The sequence below is a fragment of the Marivirga sp. genome (assembly GCF_051117495.1).
Classification (GTDB): Bacteria; Bacteroidota; Bacteroidia; order Cytophagales; family Cyclobacteriaceae; genus Marivirga.
This window is the reverse complement of the sequence record NZ_JBNPEF010000019.1, coordinates 83,414-106,101: the sequence shown is the minus strand read 5'-3', so window position 1 is coordinate 106,101 and position 22,688 is coordinate 83,414. Positions and strand designations below refer to the sequence as shown.

Here is a 22,688-nt window from a genome sequence, read left to right as displayed (position 1 = left end):
GTGATGATATAATAATTGAATATTAGTGAAATATAATTTTCTACTTGTCTGTTTTATTTTCGTTTTAACGTTTTTAATTTTTAATAAAACTTATGCTCAGGAAAGATTTATTGAAAATGAAAATATAAATATTTATGTCAGAATAGGATTGAGTTTTCAACAAGGATCGCATCAAAATAGAATTGGCGTGAATTTCACCTCTTCCTTGGGTAAACCCAACAGCAATCTATCAATCCAATATGATCTTCTTTATACCCTCAAAGATCTTGGTTATTTTGAAAAATCGTTTCAGCATATAGTCGGACTCAAATTGGCTAGTGCTTTTCATGAGAATCCTACCATATTTCGACCTTATTTTTATTCACCCTTTTCCAATGGATATTTTTACGAATTTTATTATTTATATCGTTACTATTTTAATAGCTGGAGTACCCATCAGCCGACAGGGGAAATAGGATTGAATTTTGGGCATTTTTTCTTAATTCATGAAAATGATTTGTTAGCGGCAAATTCGGTTGATAAATTTAGAACTGCGGCCATGAGGCTAGGATACCAAGATTCTGTTCAACAAATGGCTACTTCTTTCATTCTCTGGACGGGGAACAAAGATCATCCTAATACTAAAAGGATTAATTCTTCTGATTTTTCAAGGTATGGTTATTTCGATTTGACTGAAACTCCTTATGGAAAGTATTCTCATGGAATATTATCCTTTGATTATATTCGCGAAATTTCTAATGGCAATAATCTGAGGTTTTCAGCTGGTTTTGATCATGAAAAAATCAGAAATACGATTCAAAATAAATTTATGCACGATTTACCAATTTGGCCACGTAAATGGAATACGGCAAAGAGTAGGCATATTCCCATGGTAGATGAAAATGGAAATGCTTTTTTATATAAACCAATTCAAAAATTACCTAAAGGACAATTCTATTGGAATCTTGCTTTAAATCCAACAGCCTTTTACTAATCATTTTTTGATTACCAATCCTGTAAAATTGAATTTGTCATAATTAATTAGCCTGTGATTTGATTATATTGGCAATCAAATTTACGCAATATTTAAAAATCATAATATGAAAAAGATATTTTACCTACTGTTTTTAGGGTTATGGGCATGTAGCGAGAAAAGTGAAACTAAAATAGAAACTTGGGTTCCATATGATGAAACGGCTATCATAGCTGAAAATGCTGATCATGAATCCCAGCAAATGAGGTTTAAACTGATTCAATCCAAAGTAAGCGACCGCAATGATTTATGGGCACAAATTGAACCCCAAATCAGTGATTTTTCAGCAGAGGATTATGAACGTTTAAAGCCACTTATCCTGGAACAGGATATGATGAGTATGCAAAATGCCATTTCAGAAGATATACTGAGCTATAAAGAATTAACCCAATGGTATTTGTATAGAATTGTCCTTTTTGAAAATGACAGTTTGAGCACATTAAACAATATCATATCCATTAATCCTACTGCTGTTGAAGAAGCAATAGCAAGAGATGAAAATAAATCAGATGATCATCATCCCATTTATGGAATGCCGATTTTATTAAAAGATAATATTAATTTTGAAGGGCTACCTACCACGGCAGGTTCCGTAGCCTTGCAAAATAATCAAACAGATGATGCCCATATTGTGAAGAGATTAGAAAACAGTGGAGCTATTATCCTAGGTAAATCCAGCTTGAGTGAATGGGCTAATTTCCTTTGTGATGGTTGCCCGAATGGATACAATGCCATAGGTGGACAAACACTAAACCCTTATGGAAGAGGGAAGTTTGATACAGGAGGTTCTAGCTCAGGTAGTGGTTCTGCCATAGCCGCAAATTATGCAGCTGGGGCAATTGGGACAGAGACTTCTGGTTCAATTTTATCACCCTCCAGTTCTAATTCCATTGTGGGATTAAAGCCTACTGTAGGTTTATTGAGTAGGGGAGGCATAGTGCCTATTTCGAGTACCTTGGATACGCCAGGGCCAATGACTAAAAATGTTATGGATAATGCCATTATGCTTTCAGCATTAACAGGTGAAGATTCAGAAGATAAGTTAACGATGGGTAACTCTCCTCAAAAGGATTACTGGAAAACGTTATCAAATGGTGATTTAGAAGGTATGCGATTAGGCGTCATGAAGGGCTTTCTGGAAGATTCTTTATACAAAGTAAATGTAAAGCAATTAGAAGATTTGGGAGCGGACCTAGTGGAGGTAGAAGCTCCAGAAGTCAATTTATCTGGGTTCTTAACTTTATTGAACTTGGATATGAAAGTAGATTTACCGCATTATTTTGAGAATTATGCAGGTTCAGAAATTGCACTAAAATCTGTTCAGGATGTAATAAATTTTAATATGGAAGATTCAGCCAAAAGAATTCCTTATGGACAAGCAAGATTTATAGGTATTGTAAATGATTCTACTTCGGCAGAAGCTTTTGATAGTTTGAAAACACGCTTAATGAGTGAAGGAAAAAGATATTTTGAAACCATGATGAATGAAAATAAACTGGATGCGATTTTATCCATCAATAACTGGAGTGCCGGTTATGCAGCAGTGGCACATCATCCTGCTTTGACTGTACCGATGGGGTATGAGAAAAGTGGTCAGCCGAAAGGGATTACTTTCATAGCTGAGCCATATTCGGAAGAAAAGTTATTGAAGATTGCTTATGCTTTTGAAAAGAAAACTAAAGCGAGGGAGATGCCTGCTGATTATAAGTAAGAATAAGGCAGTGATGCATGCGGTTTGATGGTTAAAACCGACTAATCGCTAATTTTGAGCAGTGATTTATTCATGCGGTGCTTTATCGGTCAGACGGTGTTTGATTTCAGGAAATATCTTTTTCATAAATCTGCTTTAGAGGATTTTGAATTACTCTTGCTATAATGTTCAAAACCGTCAGACCGAAGGTGCAAACGCTTTTGAACTATTCATTTTGCTCCGTGAGTGCGTCATTCCTGCGAAGTTTGTCCCATAGTGAAAAAGTCTGGGAGCCAGGAATGACGACTCGAGCTGGGATTGTGCTTGAATTGGATGTTTCGATTTTGAAATTCATTTGAATCCATACAAAAAAAAAAGGTTGCTGGAATAATCCAACAACCTTTTTCATTTATCTAACATCTAGATACTTGATACTAGTAACTAGATACTATTCTTAACAATATTCTTCAAAAACCTGCACTAAATGATTTCCGATCATTTCTGCAGTTCTTCCTTCAATATGGTGTCTTTCTACAAAATGAACCAATTCACCGTCTTTAAATAAAGCAATTGATGGTGAAGATGGTGGATATGGAGCAGTTAACTCTCTAGCTTTTGCTACTGCTTCTTGGTCAACGCCAGCGAAAACAGTTGTTAAATTGTCTGGCTTTTTAGGGCTTTGTTGTACCGCCCACTTAACACCTGGTCTAGCCGCCCCAGCAGCACAACCACAAACTGAATTTATCACCATTAAAGAAGTTCCTTTATGGTCTTTTAGGTGCTCAGCCACCTGATCAGCTGTTTTGAATTCTTCAAAACCAACTTCTGTTAAATCTGCACGCATTGGTGCTACTAATTCTTCAGGATACATATTTTATAGATTTAAGATTTTAGATGATGAGATTTAAGACTAAATCCGCTAACTCTCACCATTTCTATTTATTATTTGTACAATTATTTTCTTCTAACTTCACACTTCCAACTACTTGTCACCAATTATTTCAATTTAAAACAACTTCCGGTCTGACCTTCAATACTGACCTAATCATCCAACATCCCTCATCCTACACTCAACTTCTAACTTTCATCTTCCAACTTTCTGCTACATAAAACCCAATTCCAGCTTTGCAGCCTCGCTCATCATTTCCTGAGAGTAAGGTGGATCAAAAGTTAATTCCACTTTCACATCGCTTACTCCTTCAATAGATTTTACTTTCATTTCCACTTCACTTGGAATTTCTTCCGCAGCAGGGCAGGAAGGAGAAGTTAAAGTCATTAGGATATATACGTTGTTGACAGGATATACATTCACCTCATATATCAAGCCCAACTCGTAAATATCCACTGGAATCTCAGGATCATAAACTGACTTGATAGCTTCCAGCACTTTATCTCTTAAATTGGGAACTTCTGTTTTCTTTTCAAATTTTGTTTCTTCTGCCATAACGCTTCAATTTAAGCTTCGTTTTCTAATTTTGTTTTATACGCCAATGCATACATTTTGATTTGTTTTATCATAGATAAAAAACCATTTGACCTTTGCGTTCCTATAAAACGATTCATGCCGATTTTATGCACAAAATATAAATCAGCATTTAATATGTCATTTATTCTTCCATTATTCAAAATAGAAACTAAAAGACTCACCAATCCTTTTGTAATGGCGGTATTACTATCTGCTTGAAAATGAAGTTTTCCATCATTCTCATCAGCAGTCAACCATACTTTTGACTGGCAACCTTTCACTATATTGTCTTCAGTTTTTAATGATTCGGGCATTTCAGGAAGTTTTTCACCCAATTCCATCAAATAACCTATCATCATTTCCATGTCTCCGTCCAGCATGGAAAATTTTTCAATAATTTCGTCTTGTTTTGTGTTGATTGTATTATCAGCCATTTATAAATTTTTAGCTAAATTTTGCTACGATATCTTTTAAAGAATCTGCAAAGAAATCAATTTCTTCTATTGTATTATAAACAGAGAAAGAAGCCCTAATCGTTCCTTCTATTCCGAAATGATCCATTAAAGGTTGTGTGCAATGATGTCCTGTCCTTACGGCAATGCCTTTTGCATCCAACATCATACCGGCATCATAAGGATGCACATTATCGATAGTGAAAGAAACCACACTTACTTTTTCTGCTGCCGTTCCATAGAAATTAATTCCTGGCACTTCCGATAATCTTTCATGAGCATGTTGCGTCAATGCCTGTTCATGAACCATGATATTTTCCTTTCCAATAGCATCAATATACTCAGCAGCATATTTTAAAGCTACAACATCCGCAATATTAGGTGTGCCTGCTTCAAATTTATATGGAATGTCATTATAAGTGGTTTTATCGAAACTCACATTATGAATCATTTCTCCACCACCTTGATAAGGCGTCATTTCTTCTAAAATAGCTCTTTTGCCGTAAAGAATTCCACAGCCAGTTGGCCCATACATTTTATGACCTGAAGTTGCATAAAAATCGCAATCCAAATCTTGCACATCTACCACGCAATGTGAAGAAGCTTGTGCGCCATCTACCACCATTATGGCATTTTTAGCATGTGCTAATTTTGCAATTTCTTTAACAGGATTTACGGTTCCTAATGAATTGGAAGCATATACTACAGATACAATTTTTGTTTTATCTGTAATAAGTTGCCCAACATCATCAAGTGAGATTTCGCCTTTAACATTTACAGGAACCACCTTCAAAATGGCACCTTTTTCTTCAGCTATCATTTGCCAAGGTACAATGTTGGAATGATGCTCCATAGCCGTGATTAAAATTTCATCACCTTCTCGAAGAAATTTCCTTCCGTACGCATTGGCAATTAAATTGATGCCATCCGTTGTGCCTTTTGTGAAAATTACTTCTTCAACTTCTGAAGCATTGATGAACTTTTGAAAAACCTTTCGAGTATCTTCAAAGGCTGTGGTCGCTTTTTCAGCTAAAGAATGTAAACCTCTGTGTATATTGGCATTATACCCTTGATAATATTCAGAGATAGCGTCAATTACCTGCTTAGGCTTTTGAGTGGTAGCAGCATTATCAAAATAGATCAAAGGTTTTCCGTTCACCTTTTGCTCAAGGATAGGAAAGTCTTTTCTGATTTTTTGAATATCCAATTTTGGTGCTACTGCTGTGCTCATATTCTTTATATTTATAATCTTGTCTTTAACAACAAAGACTAGTTTTACATTCCTTTAAACCAATCATTTGTGGTTTTATATATTTTCAAGTCCTAAAATGTTTAGGTTAGGATATAAGGTCGCTCCTACGGAGCTTGTTCATATATGTCTATATTTTTGTTACCATAAGTTCGTTCCTATGGGACTTACAATATTATTGTGTTTTGATTTTACTAAAAGGTAAAATAATAGGTTTAAATTAAGTTCATTTTATGAATTTTTACTTACTTTATATAGCCCCAGAGGAGCTATATTATAGTAATTATCATGCAAAACTGCTAGCCAAGCTCCGTAGGAGCGACCTTATTTATAATTTATTCCTCCAAAAATTCTTTAAACTACTTAAGCTAGATTATCCTATATAAAAGGGGAATATTTTTACTTAATACAGTGTTTATAATCTCTCGTTTATTTTATTTTCAATCAGTGTTCTGAAAGCTTCAATTTTAATATTGCTCAAAACATCTGATGCAAAAGCATTCAAAAGCATTGATTTCGCTGTTTTTTTGTCAATACCCCTAGCTCTTAAGTAGAATAATTGATCAGCATCAAGTTGTCCTACGGTAGCTCCGTGAGAACATTGAACATCATCCGCCCAAATTTCTAACTGTGGTTTAGTATCTACCTCAGCATCATCAGAAAGTACTACATTTCTATTTGATTGAAATGCATTAGTTTTCTGAGCATCTTGCCTTACAAAAATTTTACCGTTAAAAACACCTCTTGATTGACCATCCAAAATGCCTTTATACATCTCATTACTTTCGCAATTCGGTACTTTATGATCCACAACTGTGTGGTTATCAACATGTGTTTTTCCGTCCAATAAATACAATCCATACATATTGGTTTCAGAATGCTCTTTGTGAATGGCAATGTTTAAGTTATTTCGAAGCATAGCTCCATTCAAACTTAAAGTAACACCATTGAACACAGATTTTCCTAGCTGATGAACCATAGTGGCACCTACTTGAATTGCCTGATTGGATTCGTTCTGATATTTGTAATAATTGAAAATGCAATCACCTTCAACTACAATTTCGGTCACTGCATTGGTGAAACTGGTATTTTCACCTAAAGTAACATAAGACTCAATCAATGAAACTTGGCTGTTCTTTTCTGCAATCACCAAATTTCTTGGTTGACTGATCACATCCGCATTTTTTGCATCATTAAAATAATAGCAAGCAATTGGTTTTTCTACCGCTGCATTAGCATCTATTTTAACAAATACCCCACCATTGGTGAAAGCTGTGTTTAACTCAGAAAAATTATCAGCACCTTCGATTTCGTGTGTATTGAAATGCTTCTCAAAATCTTCAGCGTAATCATCCGCTGCAGTTTTGATAGCTTGGATGTGTACCCCTTTCGGAAGCGTATCCATATCAGATAATTTGTTATCCAACACTCCATTTACAAATACCAATCGAATGGCATCTAATTCGGGAATAAAATATCTAGAAGCTTCATCCAAGCTTAATGAAAAACTATCATCAGATAGGTTTTCAACATTAAAAAGCTTACCAAAAATCTTGGCTATATTACTGTACTTATATTCTTCATGCTTTGCGTGCGGGAAACCAAGCTCCTTGAAATTATCAATTGCTTTTTTTCTTTTTGCATGCAATGGCTTTTTGCTTTCTCCATTTAGAGATTTTTCAAAAGCATCAAATTGCCCGATGAAAAATTTATCTATATCTTCTTTAATCAATTTACTCATATGTATTGATGATTAAAATTATGCAATGCTTGCTTCTTCCTTAATCCAATCGTAACCTTTTTCTTCTAGCTTATGCGCTAGCTCTTTTCCACCAGTTTTAACGATTTTTCCATCAAATAAAACATGGACGAAATCTGGTACGATGTAATCCAATAGTCTTTGATAGTGTGTTACGACTATGGTTGCATTGTCATCATTTTTTAATTTATTAACACCATTTGCTACAATGCGCAAGGCATCAATATCTAAGCCGGAATCTGTTTCATCTAAAACAGATAATGTAGGCTCTAACATGGCCATTTGAAAAATTTCATTTCTTTTCTTTTCTCCACCTGAAAATCCTTCATTTAATGAACGGCTTAATAAAGATTGGTCAATTTCTACCAATTTCATTTTCTCCTTCATTTGACCTAAAAAAGAAACAGCATCTAATGGTTCCAATCCTTTATGTTCCCGGATTTTATTGATAGCCGTTTTCATAAAGTTGGTGGTAGTCACCCCAGGAATTTCAATTGGATATTGAAATGCCAAGAAAACGCCTTCTTTGGCTCTTTCATCTGCATCCAATTCCAAAAGGTCCTTTCCGTTAAAAGAAATTTCACCTGAATTTACTTCGTAGTCTTCTCTACCTGCTAAAACAGATGCCAATGTACTTTTTCCAGAACCATTTGGACCCATGATGGCATGAACTTCACCTGGCTTTACTTCCAAGTTGATGCCTTTTAATATTTCTTTGCCTTCAATTGAGGCATGTAAATTTTTAATCGATAACATGATATATGCTTATTTCAAAAAATTATTCTTCTATTTCTGTTCCGACAGGTTTATCACCAGCCGTAATATTTTAATCTTTCATTCCGGTCGGTGGCACACCGACCGGAGAGCTATTTTTTGAGAAGTGTGGTGTTTAACCACGATGTTTGTCCATGGTCGGTGGCACACCGACCATCAGCCCACTACTCAATACTATTTACCCAACAGAACCTTCTAATGTCAAGGCTAATAACTTCTGTGCCTCAACAGCGAACTCCATTGGTAGGTTATTCAATACTTCTTTACAGTAACCATTTACAATTAATGCCACTGCACTTTCTTCATCTATCCCTCTTTGTTGACAGTAGAAAATCTGATCTTCTCCAATTTTGGAAGTAGTAGCCTCATGCTCTACTTGTGAAGATTTATTTTTGATTTCTATGTATGGGAATGTATGTGCTCCACAACGATCGCCCATTAATAAGGAATCACATTGAGAGAAGTTTCTTGAATTTTCCGCTCTTTTATGGATTTCAACCAATCCTCTGTAGGAGTTTTGACTTTTTCCGCCAGATACCCCTTTAGAAACGATTCTACTTTTAGTGTTCTTACCAATGTGAATCATTTTGGTACCTGTATCGGCTTGTTGCATATTATTAGTCACAGCAACAGAATAAAACTCACCTTGAGAATAGTCTCCTTTTAATATACAGCTAGGATATTTCCAAGTGACTGCAGAACCGGTCTCAACTTGTGTCCATGAGATTTTTGCATAATCACCTGCACAAATCCCTCTTTTGGTCACAAAGTTGTAAATTCCACCTTTCCCGTTTTTATCACCAGGATACCAGTTTTGTACAGTAGAATATTTTACTTCAGCATTTTTGGCTGCGTATATCTCTACAACTGCGGCATGTAATTGATTTTCATCACGCATAGGTGCAGTACAGCCTTCCAGGTAACTTACATAGGAATCGTCTTCCGCCACAATTAAGGTTCTTTCAAACTGACCTGTGTTGGCAGCATTAATTCTAAAATATGTAGAAAGTTCGACTGGACATCTTACTCCTTTCGGAATGTAACAAAATGAACCATCAGAGAATACAGCAGAATTTAATGCTGCATAAAAATTATCATTAGATGGAACTACTGATCCTATGTATTTTTTAACTAATTCAGGATGCTCTTTTACCGCCTCACTGAATGAGCAAAAAATAATTCCTAATTCTCCTAATTGCTTTTTAAAGGTAGTTCCAACAGAAACTGAATCCATAACGGCATCTACAGCAACTCCAGTCAGTCTTTTTTGCTCAGTTAGAGAAATCCCCAATCTTTCGAAGGTTTTTCTCATTTCAGGATCTACTTCATCTAGACTCTTAGGTTTATCCTTAGGTTTAGGAGCAGAGTAATATATAATATCTTCAAATTCAGGTTTTGGATAATGCACATTCGCCCACTTAGGTTCAGCCATTTTTCTCCAATTCCTATAAGCTTTTAATCTCCACTCCAAAAGCCATTCCGGCTCTTCTTTTTTGGCAGAAATAAAACGTACTATATCTTCATTCAGGCCCGGAGGCGCAGAGTCTGCTTCAAAATCTACTGTCCAACCATGCTCATATTCTTTTGAGGCGAATTCTTCCAGTATTTGATCGTCTTTACTCATATATGAATTATTTAGACTAATTTCAATTAAATTACAAAGCTAACACAAATTGTGTGTTTTAGTTATCAAAAACCTATATTTTTTAGTGATAGATTTATAGATTTTTGTTATTGGTTTTATGTACGTTGAGAAGTCTGTGGGGTTTGGGGTAAAAGTTATAATATGGAAGTTGGAATTTTGGAGTTAGAAGATTGATCTCTGTCGATCCCTAAATATAATAAATAAGAATCCGAGTTAGTTCCAGCGGAACGACCTTAAGGTAACTACCCAAAGTATATCTCTAAAAAGTTCCTTAGGAAAGACCTTATATTTTGATTTTAATTAAGCTGATTAGCAATTTCACTCAAAAGGAACATATGCTTATTAAAAAGTTTTCCACTTCGAGGAAGTAAGCGACATATTTTCCTTCTTTAATGCCAATTATCAACTGTTTACTGTCTTATTTCTAAAATCCTAACCATTTGATTTACAGCTTATTTTATAAATTTATCCACAAGTGTAGAAATGTTGTTTGAAATAGCTCTATGGAAGAATAATATTTTTTATTAATTTCCGATCCGAAACGATTAAATTGAAACTAAATATACGACTATGAGCGATTTTCCATGGTACAATCATTATCCGAAAGGAGTACCGAGAGAGATTAACCCTGATCAATATAAAAACCTTCCTGAATTATTTGAAGAAATCTTCCAAAAACATGGTGGCAATGAAGCTTATGAAAATATGGGCAAGGTTTTGACTTATGCCGAGGTAGATGAGTTGTCTAATAATTTTGCCGCTTATTTACAAAATGAAGCAGGTATGAAAAAGGGTGATAGAATAGCTATTCAAATGCCGAACTGTCTGCAATATCCAATTGCGATGATAGGTGCTTTGAAAGCAGGTCTGGTGGTAGTGGGGACTAATCCGCTTTATACCGCAAGAGAGATGGCACATCAATTTAAAGATTCAGGTGCCAAAGCCATCGTAATTGTAGCTAATTTTGCCAGTAACCTTGAAAAGATTTTGGATGAAACTGAAATCAAAACAATTATCCATACGCAACTAGGTGATATGTTGGGCGGTTTGAAAGGTGGAATTGTCAATTTTGTAGTTAAAAACATCAAAAAGATGGTGCCTAGCTATAATTTGCCAACTGCCGTGAAATTTAAGGATGCTTTAAAGAAAGGTAAAAATCATACCTTCAAAAAGCCCGAAATTGAACCTTCTGATTTAGCATTTTTACAATATACTGGAGGAACAACAGGCCTAAGTAAAGGTGCGCAGCTTTCACACCGAAATTTGGTGGCGCATACCATGCAAACCAAAGAATGGTTTAAGCCACTGTTCACAGACGGTTTACAAGAACAAATGATTACAGCACTACCGCTTTATCATATTTTTGCCTTAGCGGTGAACGGTATTTTAATGTTTAGCATAGGAGCTAAAAGTATATTGATTACCAACCCACGGGACATGCCTGCTTTTATTAAAGAGTTGAAAAAACATCCATTTACCTTAATGACTGGTGTTAATACCTTGTTTAATGGACTTTTAAATCAACCAAATATTAAAGAAGTTGATTTTTCTCATTTGAAAGGCTCTATTGGCGGTGGAATGGCCGTACAAAGAGCAGTGGCTGAAAAATGGAAAGAACTTACCGGTGGCCCATTGGTTGAGGGCTATGGATTAAGTGAAACCTCTCCGGTTTTAAGTGTGAATCCCTTAGATGGAACAGAAAGAATAGGCACTATTGGAATTCCAACTCCTAGTACTGATATGAAAATTATGGACGAGGAGGGTAAAGAATTAGCGATAGGAGAACCAGGTGAGATTTGTGGAAAAGGACCTCAAGTGATGTCAGGCTATTGGAACAAACCTGAATTAAATGATACTACTTTCTTTAATGGTGAATGGTTCAGAACTGGAGATGTTGGTGTTCAGGATGAAGATGGATTTTTCAGGATTGTGGATAGAATAAAGGATATGATCAATGTGTCCGGTTTTAATGTTTATCCTAATGAGATTGAAGATGTAATTGCAGGTATGGAAAAAGTACTAGAAGTTGCTGTAATTGGTGTGCCTGATGAAAAATCTACTGAGGTGGTAAAAGCTTTTGTGGTGAAGAAAGACGAAAGCTTAACAGAACAAGAGGTTATTGATTATTGTAAAGAAAATTTAACAGCATATAAATGCCCTAAATCAGTTTCTTTTGAGAAAGAGTTGCCTAAATCGAATGTAGGGAAAATTATTAGAAGGCATCTGAGGGAGAAATAATTAATAATTTTTGAATTAGGAATTAAGGGCTTCTCAGAAATGGGAGGCCTTTTATTTTGTTTGAAGTTTAAAAATGAACATTAAAAAACTAATGCATGCTAGAGAAGGTACTGTTTCATTATTTGTTAAGAAATAGGATTAAAATAAATGGAAATAAAGTTGTTTTTTAGGGGTTGTTAAACATTATCAGCTTTTTGAATTGGGATTAGAGAAAAAGAGAAAGCCCGATTCTCACCGGGCTTTTAAGTTTTATAAATTTTCCAACCACCATTGAGTCATCATTCTGAATAGGTGAGGCCTGGCGCCTTGTTCTCCAATTCCATGAGTTCTATCTGGATAATAGAACAAATCAAATTGTTTTCCTGCTTCCAGAAGCGCGTCCTGATAAACTATGGTATGCTGAACATGTACATTGTCATCTCCCGTTCCATGCACTATCAAATATGGATCTTCCAATTTATCAATCTTGCTAAGTGGAGAATTATCATCATAGCCGTCCGCATTGTCTTGTGGCAAGTCCATGTAGCGTTCAGTATAAATGGTATCATAATATCGCCAGTTGGAAACCATAGCCACAGACACAGCTGCATTAAAAACATCAGCGCCATCTAAAATAGCATTTCCGGCCATATAGCCACCATAAGACCATCCCCAAATACCGATTCTTTCTGCATCCACATAATTTAAACTTGCAAGGTATTTAGCTGTTTCAATCATATCCAGGGTTTCATATTTTCCTAATTGACGATAGGTCATTTTTTTGAAAGCTTCTCCTCTTCCTCCTGTTCCTCTTGGGTCAACTACGGCAACTATATAACCTTTCTGCGTCATCATCTGATGCCAATTGAAATGTCCTCCGCCCCATGCATTTTGCACTTGTTGACTGCCGGGGCCACTATATTGGTAAACTATTACCGGATATTCCTTTAACTCATCAAAATTAGCTGGTTTTAGGAAATAGCCATTAAGACTTACATCTTCTGAAGTGGTAAACTGGAAATATTCTTTTTCTACAAAACCGAATTCCTCTGTGATTGCGCGATAACTTTCGTTATCCTTTAAAACAGTTAATTCCTTGTTGCCTTTTGTTTGATGTAAACTAACTCGATTTGGAGTGCTTGGATTGCTATAGTATTTCAAATAATACTGAAAATCATTGCTTATATTGATGCGGGTCATTCCTGATTCTTCTCCCATTAATTTTTTTCCTTTTCCATTTAGTCCAATGGAATAGAAAGTTCGATCTAAAGGAGATGTCTCAGTACTGATATAATAAATTTTGCTATCATTTTGGTCAATACCCACGATGCTGACTACTTCCCAATCTCCTTTTGTAATTTGTCTTACTAATTTCCCATCTAAAGTATAGAGATAAAGATGTTTATATCCATCTTTTTCGCTAGATTGAATGAAATATTTCCCGTCATTGGTGTAAGTTAAATCATCGCAATAGTTCAAAGCCACATAGGTGTCAGATTCTTCTTTTAGCACTACTTTGCTTTCACCTGTAGTTGCATTGGCATGGAGGATTTCCAAAATGTTTTGTCTTCTGTTCATCCGGATAATGCTCAATAAGTTAGAATCCTTTGTCCATTGTACACGAGGAATGTATTGGTCTTTTTCCTCTCCTATATCCATTTTATTAGTGTTCTCGGAAGCTAAATCATAAACTGAAATCCACACATAAGAATTGGCTTCTCCTGCTTTTGGATATTTATAAACGTAATTTTCTGGATACAACTCTCCGTCATTCCATTTCTGTAATGTATATTCTTTTACATGACTTTCGTCCATGGTATAGAATGCTAATTTCTTGCTATCCGGTGACCAATAGAAGGTTTTAGTAACGTAAAATTCCTCTTCATACACCCAATCAGATCCTCCATTGATGATTTCATTTACTTTTCCATCTGAGGTTACTTGAGTAGTATTTCCAGATGCTAAATTGAAGATGTAAATGTTGTTTTCAAATACATAAGCTACTTTCTTAGCATCTGGAGAGAAAGTGGCAAACATCTGAGGGTTTTCAGATAGTGGCTTTAAACTTTTATTCTCCAAATTGTAAACGTAATACTGGGCAGTGAATGATCTTCTGTAGATGTAGTTCACAGCGGTTGCCAACAATAATTTCTTTTCATCCTTGCTGAAGGAATAACTTCTAATTTTAAGTTCCGGCTCCAATTTGTCTCCATCCACTAAAGTTTCTTGAACCTTTCCATTTTCTACATCAATTTTTTGGACTTTATTGTCATCCAAAGCGGAATAGAATTTTCCGTCATTCATCCAATTGACATTGTAAACGGATTCTTGGCGGAAAGTGCCTTTCTCATAGATGTCGGAAACGGTGATTTCTTTTTGAGCGAAAACAATGCTCGTACTAATAAAACAAAGTATAAATAATAGGTTTTTCATGTTTTAGAAATTGATTTAAAATCAAAAATAGTAAGCTTTTTGCAAATTGAAAGAATGAAATAGATTTAAAGGGAAGAGGAGAGGTTGAGTGGTAGATTAGGTTGGCAGGTTTTCAAGTTGGCTTGTTGACAAGTTGTAGATGTGCTAATTCTTTGATATGCTGATAATTGATTTATAATTTAGTAATCCTTTTGATACCAGTCGTTCCCTACGTCATTCCCACGCAGGTAGGAATCTTGTCTTATTAAAACGAAGTTTTAATTATTTTAGCCAAGAAATAATGGGTATGAAATACTGAAATAAGTAAACTGATATCCAGCGAAGTTAATATTTTAACCTTTGGTTAAAATCAATAGATTCCCACCTTCGTGGGAATGACGCACTGAGCCAATTATCTGAGAACCTTTCTTCCCCACATCAAATTTTAGTCACTTTTTACCCAAACAAATAGGCAAATCATTAGATTTGTGATTTAAGCCTTCAGAAGTAGAATGGATAAAAAAGCAGCCGAACAAAAAATTCAGGAGTTAAGCGAAAAGCTTCATTATTATAATTATAAATACTATCAGGAAAGTGTTTCTGAAATTTCTGATTATGAGTTTGATATGATGCTTAAAGAACTCATGGAATTGGAAGAGCAATTTCCTGATTTGAAAACTTCAGATTCTCCAAGTCAGCGAGTGGGTGGTGATATCACGAAGAATTTCGAAACGGTTGAGCATAAAATCCCAATGCTTTCTCTAGGTAATACTTATTCCAAAGAAGAGCTGGATGATTTTGATGGTAGAGTAAAAAGGGGATTGGGCGATGAAGAGTATGAATATTTTTGTGAGCTTAAATTCGATGGGGTCGCCATCAGTTTACATTATGAAAGCGGTAAATTAATTAGAGGGGTGACCCGGGGAGATGGAGCCAAAGGAGATGATATTACCAATAATGCCAAAACCATCCGAACAATTCCTCTAAAAGTTAGAGGTGAACAATTCCCGGAGTATTTTGAAGCCCGAGGTGAGGTGTTTTTGCCCAGAGAAGCTTTCAATGAAATCAATAGAGAAAGAGAAGAAAATGGAGAAGCGCTTTTGGCAAACCCAAGAAATGCAGCTTCAGGAACATTGAAAATGCAGGATTCAGGAGTGGTTGCCAAAAGAAAATTAGACTGCTATTTATATTCCTATGCGGGTGAAGATTTGCCTATAGATTCACATGAAGAAGGCATTCATCAATTGGAGAAATTTGGATTTAATGTATCTCAAACCTATAAAAAGTGCCAAAACATCAATGAAGTATTTGATTTCATAAATGAATGGGAAGAAAAAAGACATTCTTTGCCAGTTGATACAGATGGAATTGTGATAAAAGTTAATAGTCTGGCACAGCAAGAGCAATTAGGCTTTACAGCCAAAAGTCCGCGTTGGGCAATTGCTTATAAATATAAAGCAGAAAGTGCTACCACTATATTAAAGGAGATTACTTATCAGGTCGGAAGAACTGGAGCAGTAACTCCCGTGGCCAATTTAGAGCCTGTTTCTTTAGCTGGAACAACGGTTAAACGAGCATCTTTACATAATGCTAATGAAATTGCTCGGTTGGATTTAAGAGTTGGGGACACAGTCCATGTGGAGAAGGGGGGCGAAATTATTCCAAAAATTACTGGAGTAGATTTAACTAAAAGAGATTTGGGTAGCACTGAGGTGGAGTATATTAAAAACTGCCCAGAGTGTGGAACAGAATTAGTGAGAGCTGAAGGAGAAGCGGTTCATTATTGTCCGAATAAAAAAGGCTGTCCACCACAAATCAAAGGGTCGATTGAGCATTATATTCAGCGAAAAGCAGCTGATATTGATTCCATGGGTGAACGAACCATTCATTTGTTGTATGAAAAGGGTTTGGTTAAAAATATAGCCGATCTTTATGACTTGACCTACGAAGATGTTTTTGAACTAGAAGGATTTAAGGATTTAAGTACCAAAAACCTTCTAAAAGGAATTGAGGAATCTAAGCAAATTCCTTTTGAAAATATTTTATTTGGCCTAGGCATTCGCTTTGTGGGAAAGACAGTAGCAGAAAAATTAGGAGCTCATTTTAAGAATATTGATAATTTGTCTAAGGCATCCTTTGAAGAATTGGTAGAAGTTCCTGAAATTGGCGATCGAATTGCACAAAGCGTGGTGGAATACTTCCAGGATGACGATAATATTGAATTAATTCAGCGTTTGAAATCTGCCGGCTTACAATTCGAAATCAAGGAAACTATAATCGAACAAAAAGGTAATGAGTTAGAAGGCAAATCTTTAGTAGTTTCCGGAGTGTTTGAGCATTATGGCAGAGATGAAATTAAAGAAGTGATTAAGCAATATGGCGGCAAAGTAGTTTCGGCTATCTCAGGAAAAGTAGATATATTAGTGGCTGGAGAAAATATGGGGCCTGCCAAGAGGCAAAAGGCAGAAAAATTAGGGGTTAGAATTATTGATGAAGCAGCATTTCGTAGCCTGATAAAAGAAAACTAAAACAGTGATTAAGCATAAGATTTTATCATATAAAGTTAAAAGAGGACAGAAGAAAAGTAAATTTCTACATCAGGCTTATCCTTACAATAAGCTTAAGAAGGTAGGGGTTATTTTTTCCTTTGATGATTTAAAAAAGCACGAAGCAGTCAAAAAATTCATTAAAACGCTAAAAGCGGATGGTATAGAGGTGACTGCATTAGCCTATAAACCAAAAGCCACTCAAAATTTTGAATTTTATTTTGATTTTTTTGAAGACAGGGATGTTGGCTTTTTTGGTAAGATTGACAACCCGTATTTTTTGAGTTTTCTTAATCAAAAGTTAGAATATTTATTTTGTTTGGATGATTCGATTAACTTATACATGCAATATTTGTTAGTTCATTCGAAATCAGACACAAGAATTGGAGCCTATCAACCAACAGAAGACTTAGCCTCATTTTTCGAATTGATGATAAAGCCTAAAGAAAGTGGAGATACTAAAATTTTAACAGAAGAGATTATTCATTATGTCAGAAAAATTTCAGGAAATAACTAAAAGATTTACAGGGGTGGGACCCGCATTAATTACCCCATTTAAGGAAGATTTAACAATAGATAGAGAAGCTTTAGAGAAGGTTTTGGAGCATACTGCCAAAGGAGCTGATTACTTTGTGGTACAAGGAACCACAGGCGAATCTGCTACTACCACCTTAAAAGAAAAACAGGAGATTTTAGCTTTTGTAAAAACGCACAATCCTAAGAATTTACCTATCGTATTTGGAGCTGGTGGAAATAACACACAGGCTGTTATAGATCTTTTAGGTGAAATGGATTTATCAGGAGTAGATGCTATTCTTTCCGCTTCACCTCATTACAATAAACCATCTCAAGAAGGAATCTATCGACATTTTGTGAAAATCGCAGATGCTTCACCTGTGCCTGTCATTTTGTATAACGTGCCTGGAAGAACAGCTTCCAATATGAAAGCCGATACTACTTTAAGATTAGCACAGCATGATAATATTATTGGTATAAAAGAGGCTTCAGGTGATTTAGGTCAGTGCATGGAAATTATGGCCAACAAGCCTGATGAATTCTTACTAATTTCCGGTGATGATTTACTGACTAATTCCATGATCACTTTAGGTGCAGTAGGTGTAATTTCTGTAATGGCCAATCCATTTCCGGAAGTCTTTGCCGATATGGTTCATAATGCTTTGAAGGGTGATTTTTCAAAATCAAATGAAAGCCTTTTTAAATTATTGACTATCAATCCATTGATGTATGAGGAAAGTAATCCGATAGGAGCAAAAGAGGCATTACGCCAACAAGGGGTATGTGAAAATTTTGTTAGGATGCCATTGTTGCCAGCAACTGATGGTTTGTCGAAAAGAATTGCAGAGAAAATTAAGGAGTTTGGGTTGAAATAAATTTTTAAATTGTAGATGCAAGGCATGTCTTGCATCTACAATTTAAAAAACATTGGGTATCATAAATCCTCAAAAGAATACAATTTCTTGATCCTTGCCCTTATAGCGCCTTTAGTTCTCCCAAAATGATTGGCTAAATCCTTGGTACTTAGGCCTTCTTCAAACATATATTTTAATTCTTTATCCAATTCGTCATTCCAAGGGGCATAGGCTTTTTTGTGCTTCTTTCTAATTGCTTCAATATCATAAGCTTTTTCCTCGAAGCTGTTGAGTTTTAAATCCTTAATGGATGCTTCATCACTATCTTCTTTTTTCTTTAGTAAAACAATTTGCTCATTTTTAGTCCAGTTATCAGGTAAAAGTTCTTCCTCAATGTAGAGTTTGTTTTGAGTTCTGGTTATGGCCACATATAGCAAATTGATTTCCTCATTCAATTTTTGCTTTATCAAATCAGGCAGATCTTTTTGCTGGGCTAATTTCTTGAGTTTCTCTTCCGTCAGGAAATCATTCACCAACTTCACAGAATCATATTCCATTCCTTTGCATCTGTGAACTGTAGAGAAAATAATACTGGCTTTATCTCTATCAGCATTTTCCACATGTTTTTCCTTAAGCTGTTTGATATAGCCGGGAATTTCATTGCCATATTCCCGTACCAATTCCACCATCATACCCAGTTGCATATCTTCTGTTTTGTCAATATATTCTTCCAAATCCTCTAGGGTGCTCATCTTTTTGATCAAGGGGTCTCGGATGAATTTTCTTCTGCCATTATAAAGGTTTAATACATCATAAAGGGAAGTGCCGTCATCGGCATAGGTATAAGAATTGATATTACCTTCAAAATAAATACCCTCTAAATTTTCCCTTTCGGAAATGTAGTCGATGGCTTTAGTCAATAATCCGAGATTTGTCCGAGCCAAAACGGCTTTTTGTTGTCCTTTTGAAGGTTCTCCCTTTCCATTAATTTTAAATTTTACATCAGCGTAAAGATGCTTTTTTCGCTCTACTATCGCTTGTGCTAATTGCGCTATTTTTTCATTAAACCTAAAACTACTGGATAATTCAAAAGCTTTGAAACCCACCATTTCCAATGAATTTACCGCATAGCGCCATGAGTAAATTTGTTGATGCGTGTCACCCACGATTACTTTCACGGCATTTTGATGGAGGAATACATCCAGCATGGCAGGAGAGGCGTCCTGACCTTCATCAAATAAGATGTAATCATATTTTAGCTGTGGTTTGATGAGTTGAAATTTCTTCAAATAAAAATCGTGGGTTATGGCAATTTCTCCTCGGTTCATTTTAGCCAGAAACTCCCGGGTTTTCTTTTTGATATAGGAATAATTACCTTTCACAAAAGCTTTTGCTTTTTTGTCAGATATGGTATCCTGATAATTCAATTCCTCAACTTTTGAGGCACTGCTATTACAGAAATATGCAGAAAATTTATTGATATGGTTGGCAATAATCATTTCTGCCAAAGGCTCACTCGTTCCTTTTATTTTCAAAATTTCAGCTAATTCATGGTTCTTATACCCATTGCTGTTGATTTCCATGTTGTTTCCCATTACAACATACTTGAAAGCCAATGAATGGGCAGTTTGTACATCTACATTGAAAAGCTTTTTGGATTTGAATTTCTTGCTAGCTTCTAACTTTACAGATTTGTTAAAGGCCAAGTAGAGAATTTTACTGTTTTTAGGTCGGCTTTCAGCATAGGAAATCAAAGTAGTGGTTTTACCTGAGCCTGCGACAGCATTGATTTTGATGTTGCCTTCGGATTTGATAATGGAGGATTGTTCTTTGGTTAATTGCATTGGTTGATAATTTTAAGCGCATCCTTTTGTACTTCGCTACTTTAAAAATTGTTAAGGATTTAATTTTTAATCTTAAAATTATTGAAAATTCAATAAGCGCAAAACTATAAATATCCAATTTTCAAATATTGGATATAAGTTGTTTATTTCGCCACAATAGTAAATTCTACTCTTCTGTTTTGAGCCCTACCCTCATCTGTATCATTACTGCTTATAGGGTCGGTTTCACCCCTTCCTGTTGCAGTCATTCTTTCTTCCGCAATTCCTTTTTCAATTAAATACTCCATAACGGATTGTGCCCTACCTTCACTCAAAGTTAGGTTGTAATCGTCACTTCCTTTGCTGTCAGTATGACCAATGATATCTATTTTAATACCGGGATTTTGAGTCATCAAATCAGTCAACCTATCCAATTCCGGAAATGAAGCTTCTTTCAAGGTGGTTTTATCAAAATTGAAATAGATATTGTTGATAATGACAGTTTTACCTACTTCAATTGGTGACATTTCCAATGTAGTGGAATATTCTCTAAAATCTTGATTATCGGTTATGGTCAAACTGTCCTCCAGATTCAGGTAATTTATTTTCTTACCTCTAATTACCAATTCTCCATGTTTCAAAATTTTTATTTGAAAAGTACCATCTGCATTACTGCTTAAACTGCTAAAAGTAGTGTCCTGTATTTCAAAGCTCAATTCTGCTTCTAATGGTTCTTTAGTTTTTTCATCTATTACAATTCCCGAAACTATATAAGGCTTAATAGCCTTGCTCATTTGATAGTCCTTTCTGATTTCGTAGGCATATTCGCCTTTAGGAATAGTTACCGTAAAGGCTTCGGATACATCTTCATAATCATCTGAAATTACTTTTATATAGTATTCACCAGCACCATCTAAGCTAATATTGTATCCACCGTCTTTAAACCTTGTTCTTGTAGAATCTATGAAATTATTTTTCTCTACTTTTACTACTGCATTTACAGGATTTAGGGTTCTAGCATCAGTAACCAGTCCGCTTAAAGAGACTTTAGTTTTGATGGGATTTAAGTACAAATCCTTATTGATGACCGTATCTTTTAATATTTCTGATAAATCTAAAGACTCATTGAATTGCTCGTAGCCAATTTTGGCTGTAATAAAATTGAAAACTTTGTTTTTATAGGTGATGAATTGATAATTCCCATCGGGTTTAACTTGATAATTTAATGGTTTATCGTCTTCGGGCTCTGCAGTTAAGTAAACATCTAGTGGTTTTTTAGTTACTGCATCCAAAACCTTTCCTTTTAAAGTAATTTTTGCTTTAGGAATTAGGCCATAGATGTTCATATTACTTCCGTCAGCACTGACATAGGTCCGGGTCGTAAAGGCATTATTACCGGACTCATCCACCGAAAAATAAGAGTCAAAACCATCAGTATTGATGGGCGGCCCAATATTTTCAGGTTCGCTCCATTTCAGCCAGCTGTCATCCAATCTTCTTACTTTCCAAATATCCACTCCTCCCAGTCCACCATCGCGATTGCTAGCATAATACATGACTTGGTCATTTTCAGCTAAATAAGGGCCGAATTCATCCTTATAGGTGCTTAAAGATTCTATCATTATTGGTTTGGAATACGAACCATCTGCTTTTCGAAGGCTTAAATAAAGGTCACTATAAGGTTTTTTCGAGCGTTCATTCATATAAATAATGATAGCGCTACGATCCTCGCTGATGGTAGCTCCTGAAAAAACTCCATTATTCATGTTTTCATATCCTTCTACTTCCAGCTCTTCCGGTCTGCTCCAACCTTTACTCTCTTTAGTTACAATAGAAAAGCCATCCTTGTTTTTATTTTTTCCGCCTCTAATAAAAAGTGCATTTCCATCATCTAAAATGGTATATACTTGATTGAATTTTCTTTTATTGAAGGGCGATTCCATATGGATTGCTTTACCCCAAGTTCCGTCTGCTTGCTTATCCGAATACCAAATATCCTGGGAATTATCCCGCCCATCATTGTTTTCTGGATGGTCTGATATAGTGAAATATAATCTTTGATTGTCTGGTGTAACTAGTGGAGCACTTTCGTGATATCGGGAATTAACTTCTTTGTTTAGTTCTACCAATTGATATAAAACCTGTTCGTTTTGAGCAAAAATGAAATTAGGGAGTAGTAAAAAAAGAAATAATAGCTTTTTCATATTTGATATTTTACTGTAAATATTAACAAAAAGAAGAAAAATAGCTATTCATCGATTAATAATATCCATT

Annotated in this window: 16 protein-coding genes; 6 read left to right on the top strand and 10 right to left on the bottom strand. The window is 35.4% G+C overall.

Annotated features, from left to right (window positions below; translation table 11 throughout):
* Positions 1 to 25: 25 nt before the first annotated feature.
* On the top strand, positions 26 to 973 hold the full coding sequence (locus ACFE0M_RS10805; protein ID WP_434545773.1) for a polymorphic toxin type 23 domain-containing protein: 948 nt from the start codon (positions 26 to 28) through the stop codon (positions 971 to 973).
* 106 nt (positions 974 to 1,079) lie between these two features.
* Entirely contained in the window at positions 1,080 to 2,723 is a 1,644-nt protein-coding gene (locus ACFE0M_RS10800; RefSeq protein ID WP_434545772.1) for an amidase family protein, read from the top strand.
* Between the two features lie 433 nt (positions 2,724 to 3,156).
* Here the strand turns inward: ACFE0M_RS10800 and ACFE0M_RS10795 are convergent, their stop codons facing one another.
* The 7 genes from ACFE0M_RS10795 to sufB form a co-directional block, all read right to left on the bottom strand.
* Positions 3,157 to 3,573, bottom strand: coding sequence for a BrxA/BrxB family bacilliredoxin (locus ACFE0M_RS10795; protein WP_013453066.1), 417 nt, complete (start codon positions 3,571 to 3,573; stop codon positions 3,157 to 3,159).
* 231 nt (positions 3,574 to 3,804) lie between these two features.
* On the bottom strand, positions 3,805 to 4,146 hold the full coding sequence (locus ACFE0M_RS10790; RefSeq protein WP_013453065.1) for an SUF system Fe-S cluster assembly protein: 342 nt from the start codon (positions 4,144 to 4,146) through the stop codon (positions 3,805 to 3,807).
* Positions 4,147 to 4,157: 11 nt separating this feature from the next.
* The gene (locus tag ACFE0M_RS10785) at positions 4,158 to 4,601 is read right to left on the bottom strand and encodes a SufE family protein (RefSeq protein ID WP_434545771.1); all 444 of its coding nucleotides are present in this window, start codon (positions 4,599 to 4,601) and stop codon (positions 4,158 to 4,160) included.
* 10 nt (positions 4,602 to 4,611) lie between these two features.
* Complete coding sequence (locus tag ACFE0M_RS10780) at positions 4,612 to 5,850, bottom strand: aminotransferase class V-fold PLP-dependent enzyme (RefSeq protein WP_434545770.1); 1,239 nt, start codon at positions 5,848 to 5,850, stop codon at positions 4,612 to 4,614.
* A gap of 433 nt (positions 5,851 to 6,283) precedes the next feature.
* The gene (sufD, locus tag ACFE0M_RS10775; protein WP_434545769.1) at positions 6,284 to 7,609 is read right to left on the bottom strand and encodes a Fe-S cluster assembly protein SufD; all 1,326 of its coding nucleotides are present in this window, start codon (positions 7,607 to 7,609) and stop codon (positions 6,284 to 6,286) included.
* An 18-nt stretch (positions 7,610 to 7,627) separates the two neighbouring features.
* Entirely contained in the window at positions 7,628 to 8,383 is a 756-nt protein-coding gene (gene sufC / locus ACFE0M_RS10770) for a Fe-S cluster assembly ATPase SufC (protein ID WP_434545768.1), read from the bottom strand.
* 196 nt (positions 8,384 to 8,579) lie between these two features.
* Positions 8,580 to 10,025 (bottom strand): Fe-S cluster assembly protein SufB, encoded by a 1,446-nt coding sequence (sufB, locus tag ACFE0M_RS10765; RefSeq protein WP_434545767.1) that lies wholly within the window; start codon positions 10,023 to 10,025, stop codon positions 8,580 to 8,582.
* Positions 10,026 to 10,616: 591 nt separating this feature from the next.
* On the opposite strand from sufB, the gene ACFE0M_RS10760 reads away from it, so the two are divergent.
* Entirely contained in the window at positions 10,617 to 12,284 is a 1,668-nt protein-coding gene (locus ACFE0M_RS10760) for an AMP-binding protein (protein WP_434545766.1), read from the top strand.
* Positions 12,285 to 12,533: 249 nt separating this feature from the next.
* On the opposite strand, the gene ACFE0M_RS10755 is transcribed toward ACFE0M_RS10760, so the two are convergent.
* Positions 12,534 to 14,696: a S9 family peptidase gene (locus ACFE0M_RS10755; protein WP_434545765.1), complete on the bottom strand. Its 2,163-nt coding sequence runs from the start codon at positions 14,694 to 14,696 to the stop codon at positions 12,534 to 12,536.
* 491 nt (positions 14,697 to 15,187) lie between these two features.
* Between ACFE0M_RS10755 and ligA the strand changes: the two genes are divergently transcribed.
* Genes ligA through dapA form a run of 3 tightly spaced genes read left to right on the top strand, consistent with a single transcriptional unit; the run spans position 15,188 to position 18,612 of the window.
* Positions 15,188 to 17,203: an NAD-dependent DNA ligase LigA gene (gene ligA, locus ACFE0M_RS10750; protein WP_434545764.1), complete on the top strand. Its 2,016-nt coding sequence runs from the start codon at positions 15,188 to 15,190 to the stop codon at positions 17,201 to 17,203.
* Between the two features lie 4 nt (positions 17,204 to 17,207).
* A complete protein-coding gene (locus ACFE0M_RS10745) occupies positions 17,208 to 17,738 on the top strand; it encodes a DUF6913 domain-containing protein (RefSeq protein ID WP_434545763.1) in 531 nt (176 codons plus the stop codon).
* Positions 17,710 to 18,612, top strand: a complete 903-nt coding sequence (gene dapA, locus ACFE0M_RS10740) for a 4-hydroxy-tetrahydrodipicolinate synthase (protein ID WP_434545762.1) — start codon at positions 17,710 to 17,712, stop codon at positions 18,610 to 18,612. The genes ACFE0M_RS10745 and dapA overlap by 29 nt, the downstream gene beginning before the upstream one ends.
* Before the next feature lie 59 nt (positions 18,613 to 18,671).
* Here dapA and ACFE0M_RS10735 read toward each other — a convergent pair whose 3' ends face one another.
* Together ACFE0M_RS10735 and ACFE0M_RS10730 are read right to left on the bottom strand one after the other, a co-directional pair.
* Positions 18,672 to 20,435 carry a UvrD-helicase domain-containing protein gene (locus ACFE0M_RS10735; RefSeq protein ID WP_434545761.1) on the bottom strand — a complete coding sequence of 588 codons (1,764 nt, stop codon included), beginning with the start codon at positions 20,433 to 20,435 and terminating at the stop codon, positions 18,672 to 18,674.
* A gap of 143 nt (positions 20,436 to 20,578) precedes the next feature.
* Positions 20,579 to 22,618 carry an OmpA family protein gene (locus ACFE0M_RS10730; RefSeq protein ID WP_434545760.1) on the bottom strand — a complete coding sequence of 680 codons (2,040 nt, stop codon included), beginning with the start codon at positions 22,616 to 22,618 and terminating at the stop codon, positions 20,579 to 20,581.
* Between the last annotated feature and the right edge of the window lie 70 nt (positions 22,619 to 22,688).

Bases quoted from the DNA above. Each gene is read 5' to 3' on its own strand.
- ACFE0M_RS10795 (WP_013453066.1), bottom strand. From the start codon at position 3,573: ATGTATCCTGAAGAATTAGTAGCACCAATGCGTGCAGATTTAACAGAA.
- ACFE0M_RS10785 (WP_434545771.1), bottom strand. From the start codon at position 4,601: ATGGCTGATAATACAATCAACACAAAACAAGACGAAATTATTGAAAAA.
- ACFE0M_RS10800 (WP_434545772.1), top strand. From the start codon at position 1,080: ATGAAAAAGATATTTTACCTACTGTTTTTAGGGTTATGGGCATGTAGC.
- dapA (WP_434545762.1), top strand. From the start codon at position 17,710: ATGTCAGAAAAATTTCAGGAAATAACTAAAAGATTTACAGGGGTGGGA.
- ACFE0M_RS10760 (WP_434545766.1), top strand. From the start codon at position 10,617: ATGAGCGATTTTCCATGGTACAATCATTATCCGAAAGGAGTACCGAGA.
- ACFE0M_RS10730 (WP_434545760.1), bottom strand. From the start codon at position 22,618: ATGAAAAAGCTATTATTTCTTTTTTTACTACTCCCTAATTTCATTTTT.
- ligA (WP_434545764.1), top strand. From the start codon at position 15,188: ATGGATAAAAAAGCAGCCGAACAAAAAATTCAGGAGTTAAGCGAAAAG.
- sufC (WP_434545768.1), bottom strand. From the start codon at position 8,383: ATGTTATCGATTAAAAATTTACATGCCTCAATTGAAGGCAAAGAAATA.
- ACFE0M_RS10790 (WP_013453065.1), bottom strand. From the start codon at position 4,146: ATGGCAGAAGAAACAAAATTTGAAAAGAAAACAGAAGTTCCCAATTTA.
- ACFE0M_RS10780 (WP_434545770.1), bottom strand. From the start codon at position 5,850: ATGAGCACAGCAGTAGCACCAAAATTGGATATTCAAAAAATCAGAAAA.
- ACFE0M_RS10735 (WP_434545761.1), bottom strand. From the start codon at position 20,435: ATGCAATTAACCAAAGAACAATCCTCCATTATCAAATCCGAAGGCAAC.
- ACFE0M_RS10755 (WP_434545765.1), bottom strand. From the start codon at position 14,696: ATGAAAAACCTATTATTTATACTTTGTTTTATTAGTACGAGCATTGTT.
- sufD (WP_434545769.1), bottom strand. From the start codon at position 7,609: ATGAGTAAATTGATTAAAGAAGATATAGATAAATTTTTCATCGGGCAA.
- sufB (WP_434545767.1), bottom strand. From the start codon at position 10,025: ATGAGTAAAGACGATCAAATACTGGAAGAATTCGCCTCAAAAGAATAT.